This window comes from Acidimicrobiales bacterium, assembly GCA_036273495.1.
Taxonomy (GTDB): Bacteria; Actinomycetota; Acidimicrobiia; order Acidimicrobiales; family JAJPHE01; genus DASSEU01.
This window is the reverse complement of the sequence record DASUHN010000321.1, coordinates 1-7,442: the sequence shown is the minus strand read 5'-3', so window position 1 is coordinate 7,442 and position 7,442 is coordinate 1. Positions and strand designations below refer to the sequence as shown.

The 7,442-nt window shown below is 71.3% G+C and carries 11 protein-coding genes and 1 tRNA gene; 4 read left to right on the top strand and 8 right to left on the bottom strand.

From position 1 onward, the window contains the following. The 3 genes from VFW24_13775 to VFW24_13765 form a co-directional block, all read right to left on the bottom strand. The coding region (locus tag VFW24_13775) for an enoyl-CoA hydratase/isomerase family protein (GenBank protein HEX5267832.1) at positions 1–258 on the bottom strand (258 nt) is incomplete at its 3' end. A gap of 14 nt (positions 259–272) precedes the next feature. Next, the gene (locus VFW24_13770) at positions 273–536 is read right to left on the bottom strand and encodes a hypothetical protein (GenBank protein ID HEX5267831.1); all 264 of its coding nucleotides are present in this window, start codon (positions 534–536) and stop codon (positions 273–275) included. Positions 537–546: 10 nt separating this feature from the next. After that, entirely contained in the window at positions 547–1,185 is a 639-nt protein-coding gene (locus VFW24_13765; GenBank protein ID HEX5267830.1) for a TIGR03085 family metal-binding protein, read from the bottom strand. A 37-nt stretch (positions 1,186–1,222) separates the two neighbouring features. On the opposite strand from VFW24_13765, the gene VFW24_13760 reads away from it, so the two are divergent. Then, the gene (locus VFW24_13760) at positions 1,223–1,900 is read left to right on the top strand and encodes a DUF433 domain-containing protein (protein HEX5267829.1); all 678 of its coding nucleotides are present in this window, start codon (positions 1,223–1,225) and stop codon (positions 1,898–1,900) included. Further along, positions 1,900–2,307, top strand: coding sequence for a hypothetical protein (locus tag VFW24_13755; GenBank protein ID HEX5267828.1), 408 nt, complete (start codon positions 1,900–1,902; stop codon positions 2,305–2,307). The genes VFW24_13760 and VFW24_13755 overlap by 1 nt, the downstream gene beginning before the upstream one ends. 18 nt (positions 2,308–2,325) lie before the next feature. Here the strand turns inward: VFW24_13755 and VFW24_13750 are convergent, their stop codons facing one another. The 3 genes from VFW24_13750 to VFW24_13740 all read right to left on the bottom strand — a co-directional run bounded on the left by VFW24_13750 (position 2,326) and on the right by VFW24_13740 (position 4,968). Next, on the bottom strand, positions 2,326–2,961 hold the full coding sequence (locus VFW24_13750; GenBank protein HEX5267827.1) for a hypothetical protein: 636 nt from the start codon (positions 2,959–2,961) through the stop codon (positions 2,326–2,328). 76 nt (positions 2,962–3,037) lie between these two features. Continuing rightward, complete coding sequence (locus VFW24_13745) at positions 3,038–3,838, bottom strand: enoyl-CoA hydratase (protein HEX5267826.1); 801 nt, start codon at positions 3,836–3,838, stop codon at positions 3,038–3,040. Then, a complete protein-coding gene (locus VFW24_13740; GenBank protein HEX5267825.1) occupies positions 3,835–4,968 on the bottom strand; it encodes a serine hydrolase domain-containing protein in 1,134 nt (377 codons plus the stop codon). The genes VFW24_13745 and VFW24_13740 overlap by 4 nt, the downstream gene beginning before the upstream one ends. A 98-nt stretch (positions 4,969–5,066) precedes the next feature. Between VFW24_13740 and VFW24_13735 the strand changes: the two genes are divergently transcribed. Further along, positions 5,067–5,546: a hypothetical protein gene (locus VFW24_13735; protein ID HEX5267824.1), complete on the top strand. Its 480-nt coding sequence runs from the start codon at positions 5,067–5,069 to the stop codon at positions 5,544–5,546. A 165-nt stretch (positions 5,547–5,711) separates the two neighbouring features. On the opposite strand, the gene VFW24_13730 is transcribed toward VFW24_13735, so the two are convergent. Beyond that, entirely contained in the window at positions 5,712–6,167 is a 456-nt protein-coding gene (locus VFW24_13730) for a hypothetical protein (GenBank protein ID HEX5267823.1), read from the bottom strand. Positions 6,168–6,303: 136 nt separating this feature from the next. Between VFW24_13730 and VFW24_13725 the strand changes: the two genes are divergently transcribed. Then, positions 6,304–6,376, top strand: a tRNA-Arg gene (locus VFW24_13725). Here the strand turns inward: VFW24_13725 and VFW24_13720 are convergent. Further along, the coding region (locus VFW24_13720) for a recombinase family protein (protein HEX5267822.1) at positions 6,363–7,442 on the bottom strand (1,080 nt) is incomplete at its 5' end. The genes VFW24_13725 and VFW24_13720 overlap by 14 nt on opposite strands.

Below are 7,442 nucleotides of genomic sequence, written 5' to 3'. Positions count from 1 at the left end.
GGCCTCCCGGTCGGCCCCCTCGTCGCCGCCTCCGCCCCCCGCCATGGCCTGGAAACCACTGAAGTCGAGCCCGGCGCAGAAGCCCCGGCCCTCCCCGGACAGCACGACGACGCGCACCGCCGGGTCGGCGGCCAGCTCCTCACCCGTGCGGGCCAGCGCCTCGAACATGGCGGTGTCGAGGGCGTTGAGCTTGTCGGGCCGGGCCAGGCGGACGTCGGCCACCCCACCGGACACCTTCACCGCCACGCGGTCCGCCATGACTCGCCTCCCCGTCAGTAGCGCGGGCGACGCCCGCCGCGGTTCTGAATGGCGTACACGATGAGGGCGGTGCACGCCACCGCCAGGACGAACCCCAGGCCCAACGAATAGCGCCGCCGCCACCCCAGGAGCACCCGGCCGATTACGCCGCCGACGGCCGAACCGGCCAGGCCGACGGCAACGGTCCCGAGGATTCCCATGGGGTTGGGCCCCGGCACCACCAGCCGGCCGAAGGCGCCGATGATCAGTCCGCCTATGACCAGGGCGAGGATGAACATGGTTCGAGTCTCACACGCCCAACTGGGCGGCGGCCAAAGCCTCGACGGCCCCGGGATCTCCCTCGATCTCCACCCGGGCATGCGCCCGCCGGCCGCTCGAGAACAGGACCAGCTCGGAGGGCGGGCCCGTGATCGTCACCGCCGGGCTGCCCGCCTTGGCCACGTGGGTCGTGCCGTCGGGCCGGCGCAGCACCACGCCCGCTCCGACCTTGCGGAAGGCCATGCGGGAACCGCGGGAGGTCCGCCGCCAGAGCTCCTCGTCCGCGTCGGCAGAGAGCGGGCGGGGCTCCCATCCCGCCCGGGCGCGGCGCACGTCCTCATGGTGCACGAAGTACTCGACGCTGTTGGCGGCGGAATCCGCTCCCGGCAGGGCGAAGGGCGAGTACACCGGCGGTCCCTTCCGGACCAGCTCGACCAATGTGTCGTAGCCACGGTGCTTGGCGCCGGTACGGACCCGTTCCGTCCAGCGGGCAAGAGCCGGGATCACCAGGCCCGGGCCGCTGTCCGGCCGGCGCTCCCGGACGACGAGATGGGCGGCCAGGTCGAACGTCGTCCACCCCTCGCACAGGGTCGGGGCATCGGCGCCGGCCTCGGTGAGCAGGTCACAGAGGGCCTGGCGCTCGGCGCGGGCCAGGGTGGGGGTCGTCATGACGGCCGAGAGTAGGCGGCCCGTAGCATCACCAACCATGGCTGCGCCCTCCGGCCGCCCCCGGGGCCACTACCTGGCCGACGAGGCCGGCCGGCTGGCCGGGGTGTCGGGGACGACCATCGGCCAATGGGCCCGCCGGGGCTACATCCGCTCGTCGCGCTCGACCCGGCCGCCCCGCGTCTACTGCTTTCAGGACGTGGCCGAGGCGATGGTCGTCCACGAGCTGGTCGCGCGCGGCGCCGGCCTGCGGGCCATCAAGGCCGCTGCTGACCGGCTGCGGGCCCAGCGTGACAGCAACTGGCCCCTGCAGCAGTCCCGGCTTCTGGTGCCGGGTGCAGGGGATGGCGAGCGGCCGTCCCGACGGCGGGTGCGCACCATCGTGGTCGAGGAGGACGAGGTCCACACCGACCTCGTGTCCGGCCATCCCGTCCTCGCCGCGCTGGACCTGGAGACCCTGGTCGCCTACCTGGGGCGGGGCGGCTGGGCGGCCCGCGAGATCCCCTCTCTGCGACACATCGAGGTCGATCCCGACCGCCTCTCGGGCCGGCCGGTCATCAAGGGAAAACGGGTCCCGGCCGAGCTGGCGGCGCGGATGGCCGAGACACCACAGGGCGTCGACCTGCTGATGCACGACTACGGGCTGACGAGGGACGAGGTGGAGGACGCCCGCCGCTGGTGGCACGCGGTGGTCCGCTACGAGCAGGTGGCGGCGTGATGCCCGGTCCGGAGCGATTGCTGGTTCTCGACGCCTCGCTCAACCGGCGCATCGCCGCCGAGCTCAAGGGCCGGGGCCGGGCGGCGACCGCCGCCGCCGAGCTGGGTATGGCGCGGGCCGGCGATTCAGAGCTGCTCCGGGGCGTGACCCGGCGCATGGGGAGCCAGCCCTGGGTGCTCGTCACGGCCGACGACTTCCTTCCCGCTGAGCACGCCGAGCTGGTCGCCGACCTCGGGGTGACCGTGGCGACCGTCCAGGCGCAGGGGCGCGGGCGCGGAGTCGACGAGGAGCGCTTCGCCCGCGAGACGTGCCACCGCTGGGCCCACTCCATGGCCCATCAGGCGGCGGGCGTGGTGAGGCGGTACTCCCCGGCGGCCAGCCGCCCCTGGACGGCGCGCTTGCGCTGAGGCCGGAGCCCCCCGACCTCAGGTCGCGCTGATCCGCGGGGCGTTGGCGCGGGGCCGGGTCATCTCGAAGAAGCCGGGCTCCTCCGACAGGACCATGATGGCGTCCCAGAGACGAAGCCCGGATGCGCCCGACGGCGCCGGGGCCATCACCGGGCCCTTGAAGCCGTGGGGAGGGGCGGTGCGCACCACGATCGTCGGCGTCTGGGTCTTGGGTCCGCCGAAGGCGTAGGCCACCTCCATGGACTCGACGATGGGGGCGTCCCACTTCTCCTCACCGGCCGCGGCAACCAATCCGGCATCCAGCCCGGCCGCCGTTACGCAGACCTCCAGGAGCTCGTCGGCAGGGATCCGCTCCGAGGAGAAGAAGCGGGTCCCCCACTCCGAGTACAGCCGGTCGACGGCGTCCTCCCCGGCCTCGGACCGGGCGGCCTCGAACACCCGGAGCATCCGGTGCGAGACGGCGTGTCCCTCGAGGGCAGCCTGGCGGTAGTGCTCGGGGATCGTGGGTGCCACCCCGTAGTCGTCCCGGATCTCCAGGCAGTACGAGCGCCACAGCACAGTCAGGTCGCGCTGGGGAGCCACCTCCTTGACCCACCGCGACGTGATCCAGGCCCACGGGCAGCTGGGATCCACGAACACCTCGACGTCGGTCATGACCCAAGGCTACCGGCGCTCCTCCAGGGAGGACCGGCCCTGTCGCTCGCCGGCCGGGAATGGCTCGAGTGGTGACCTATCGCCGAGGTTGCGAACCGAGCTGGGAGCGGCCCCGGTCGACGATCGCCTGGCGCCGCGCTTCGATCTCGCTGCGGTCGTAGCCGGCGCCCTCCCACTCGGTGCTGACCTGGAGCTCGATGTCCCAGCCCTCCCGCGCCGTGGTCGAGGTCACCTCGTCGTAGGTCCGCAGCATCCTCTGCACGGCCCGCTGGTCGATGGTGGTGGCGTCGACGGCCAGCTGCCGGGCGAAAGGAATCAGCTCCTCATGGGCCACCACGTGGTTGACGAGCCCCCACTGCAGGGCGGTGGCGGCGTCGACGAAGTTTCCGGTCACGCTCATCTCCCGGGCCCGAGCCACCCCGACACGCTGCGGGAGCAGGACGGTGAGGCCCCATCCCGGCATGACGCCGACCCGGGCGTGGGTGTCGGCGAAGCGGGCTCGTTCGGACGCGACCAGGAAGTCGCAGTTGACGGCGATCTCGAGGCCCCCGGTCACCGCGGCGCCGTTCACTGCGCCGATCAGCAGCTTGCGCCGGGGCCGGAACGGGCCCCGCATGTCGGGGCGCCCCGCCGGGGTCAGCGGCGCGGGACTCCCCTCACCTCCGCCCAGTTCCTTCAGATCGATTCCAGCCGAGAAGGCGGGATCGGCACCGGTGATCACCAACACGTCGACGGCCGGGTCGGCCTGCAGGGCGCCCACTGTGTCGACGAGGGCGGCACGCATGGCCTGGTTGAGGGCGTTACGGGACTGCGGCCGGTTCATGGTCAACAGTGCCACCCGGTCGGCGACGTCGACGAGGAGGACGGGATCGCTCATGTCGGGCCGCAGGCGCTGGCGACGGCCAGCAGGACGTCGGCACCGCGGCGGTCCCCGACCAGGTTGCCCTCCATGCGGTTCATCACGTAGGAGACGCAGAGCCGCGTGTCCATGTCGATATACACGAGTGATCCTCCGTACCCGCCCCAGAAGCATGCCGTCGGGCCGATCGGCATGAAGTCGCTGGCCAGCCCGTAGCCGAGTCCGAAGCGCAGCGGGACGCCGAGCACGAGATCGGTGCCGTTGGACTGCTCCTCGTACACCGCCCGGCACCCGGCCTCGGACAGGAGCCTCACTCCGGCCGACTCACCTCTCCCGGCCATGATCGACTGCACGGCGGCCACCGAGCGGGCGTTGCCGTGGCCGTTGGCGGCGGGGATCTCGGCCCGGCGCCACCACTCGGGCCAGGACGTCTCCCCCGTGATCGGCGGGTTGGCGAGGGTGTCGATGGCCAGCTTCCTGCCTTGGGCCTGGGCCTCCACATCGATCGGCGGATGGGGGATGAGGCGGCTCACCCGGCCGTCGTGCTCCGCAGCCAGGCCGATGTGGAAGTCGGCGCCCAGTGGGGTGGCCACCTCCTCGCGGAAGAAGGTCCCGAGGGAGATCCCGGTGATCCGGCGCACCACCTCGCCCACCAGGTAACCCTGGGTGACGGCGTGGTAACCGGACGCCGTCCCCGGATCCCACCACGGCGCCTGGTCAGCCAGGAGCGAGGTGCACTTCTCCCAGTCGGCCAGGTCCTCCGGCACCAGGGCCTCGGTCCAACCCGCCAGCCCGGCGGTGTGGCCGAGCAGGTGGCGCACCTCCACGGATTCCTTGCCGGCCGCCTTGAACTCGGGCCAGTAGCGGGCCACCGGCGCATGGACGTCCAGCTCTCCCCGGTCGGCCAGGATCAGCGCGCTGAGCGCGGTCATGGTCTTGGTGGTCGAGAAGACGTTGGTGATCGTGTCGCGTTCCCAGGGGCGGGTCTTCTCGGCGTCGGCGTATCCGCCCCAGATGTCGACTGCCGGCCGGCCGTCCACGAAGACGGCCACCGAGGCACCTACGTCCAGGCCCCCGTCGAGATTGGCCGACAGCACGGCCGCGACTCCGGCAAAGCGCTCGTCACAGGTCCCGTGGATCTCGGCCATCGTGTCCCCCGATCGTTGGAATCGGGAGTGTAGGAGGGTCCGTCGGGCCCTCGGCGGGTCGGCTTGCCCCGAGGCGGGTCAGCCGACATCGTGGGCGAATGGCGAGTTGGGGGGATCTGATCCGGCAGAGGCCCGACCTCGCCGAGGCCGGTCTCGGACTGCTCTACCAGTTCGGCGTCGGACTCGGCTTCCTGGCCACGGTGCGACACGACGGCGGGCCCCGGGTCCATCCCATCTGCCCGCAGGTGCTGGATGGGGGATTGTTCGCCTTCCTGGTTCCCTCGCCCAAGCGGGTCGACCTGGAGCGGGACGGGCGTTACGCCCTGCATTCGTTCCCCTGCCCGGACAACGAGGACGCGTTCTTCGTGACCGGCACGGCCGCGCCGGTCGATGACCCCGGGGTCCGGGACGCCCTGGCCGCCCAGTTCGTGAAGGAGCGGGCGGGACAGGACATCCCGTCACCGGACGAGCAGCAGTTGGTCTTCCGGTTCGACATCGACCGGGTCCTCCTGACCCGGACGACCGGCCACGGTGACGTCCACCCCCACCACACTGTGTGGCGGGAGGGGAGAGACTGACCGGGCATCCCTCGCCCCGGATTTCGGGCCGACTTTCTGGGGGCCGACCGCAAGTTCTCCCCGAGGGGGTCGTTAGGAGGATTGCCTGTGTGGCGCCCCCAGTCGTCGCTCGGGCCGAAGAGAGGGGCCGGCCGCTCGCGGCCGGCCCCTCTCGTGGTCAGGTGCTCAGCGGAGGGGGACAGTCCGCAGGGGTGACTGACGGGACCGACCGTCGGGCAGAGCGGCGATCGGCAGCCTCTCCGCCGGCCCGAAGACGGCCTCGTCCAGGGACTCGATCGGGAGAGGCAGGGCGGCCGACCCGGCGCCTGAGAGCGGACGCGGGCGGCGCGGCCAGCGCGAGCCCGCACTGCCCCCCCGTCCCCGGTGGATCAGGAGCCCGTTGACGGGGTCCGGGACGGCGTCGAGCGCGGCCTGGACCGTCGGGTGCCGGCGGAAGCACTCCCAGGCGTCGTCATCGGCGAAGGCGACCTCGAACAGGCACCCCCAGCCCTGAAGACGGCACTCCCAGTCGACGGCGCCGTGAGAGAGGGCCAGGCCCACCAAGAGATCCGAGTACGCCTCGTACCAGGGTCGGGCGGACGTAGACCCGTTCATGACCTCGAACGAGAACCACTCGACCACAACAAGGATCCTACGGCCAGAACGCACAGGCTGCCTGTATGAGGGGCGTCGGCGACGAGAAGGGAGCCCGGGTACCTGAGAGTATCGTGATCCAGCGCGCAGGGTGGGTCTCGGCCCGACGCTCGCGCCAGGCCTAGCCCCCGTAGCTCAGAGGATAGAGCGTCGGTTTCCTAAACCGTGCGTCGGGTGTTCGAGTCACCCCGGGGGCGCTGACCAGTCCTCCGCGCGCACCTGCGCTGCCAGGTCGCCGGGATCATGGACGGTGACAGAGACGTCGATGGCGCTCTCGGCTGGTTGGAACATGATGTCGAGTTGGAGCGATTCGAGAAGCGCCCTTAGTTCGGCGGGGTGCGCCGTGTCGAGCGAGGTGGCGAGGATTGGCAGCCGGTCGAGCAGCGGGGCGACGTCGGCGAACGTGGGCGCCTCTGTGGCCGACTCTTTGGCGAGCGCCGCCAGGCGCTGGCGTCGTTCGGCGATGGCGTCTTCGATTTCGGCGACGCGTTGGCCTATCCGCCGGCGCAGCGCGGGGGTGACGTCGTCGGCTTCGAGGTTGAGGAGTTGGCGGGTGAGGCGTCGTTCGAGATCGACGATCTCGCTTTCGATCTCCTGGGCTCGCTCCTTGGCGGGCGCCGTCCGCTCGGGCTCGGCGGCGGCTTCGAGACAGGCGCGCCAATAGCCCGCGCGTTCAGAGCCGAATAGAGCCGTGGCAGGGAATGGCAGCACCGTGTCGCTCAGACGTTGCTGGTTGAGGTACACGTGCGGCGGGTGATCCGCCGGGATGTCCTTGGCTCTCTGGTGGGATGGCTGGCAGGAGTAGTAGGTGGTCTGGCGGCGATGGTTGCCCCACATGCGCAGCCCGCAGATGCCGCAGCGGAGCAGCCCTCGGTAGAGATAGTCACGCTTGGCCGTCGGACGCGCCATGGTGGCGGGCACAGCCCGCCGTGAGCGCTCGTTCGCCTTGGCGCGTGTTTGCACCGCGTCGTATTCCTCGCGATTCACGATCGCGGGATGCGCTGGCTCTTCCGACCAGACCCACAGCTCGGGCGGGTTGGTCCGGTTGTGTCCCTTCTTTCTGGCTCGGCGGTTCCAGACCTGATAGCCGGTGTACTTCGGGTTTCGGAGCACCTCCCAGACGCTGGAGCGGCTCCACGCGCCGCGTGCCGTCGTCGGGTCGACGGGGACCGGCGGCGGGTCGTGGTCGGGATCGGCGTTCAGGCGATCACGGATCTGGAGCAGTCCCACCCCGCCACCCAAGTACCAGTCGTAGATGACGCG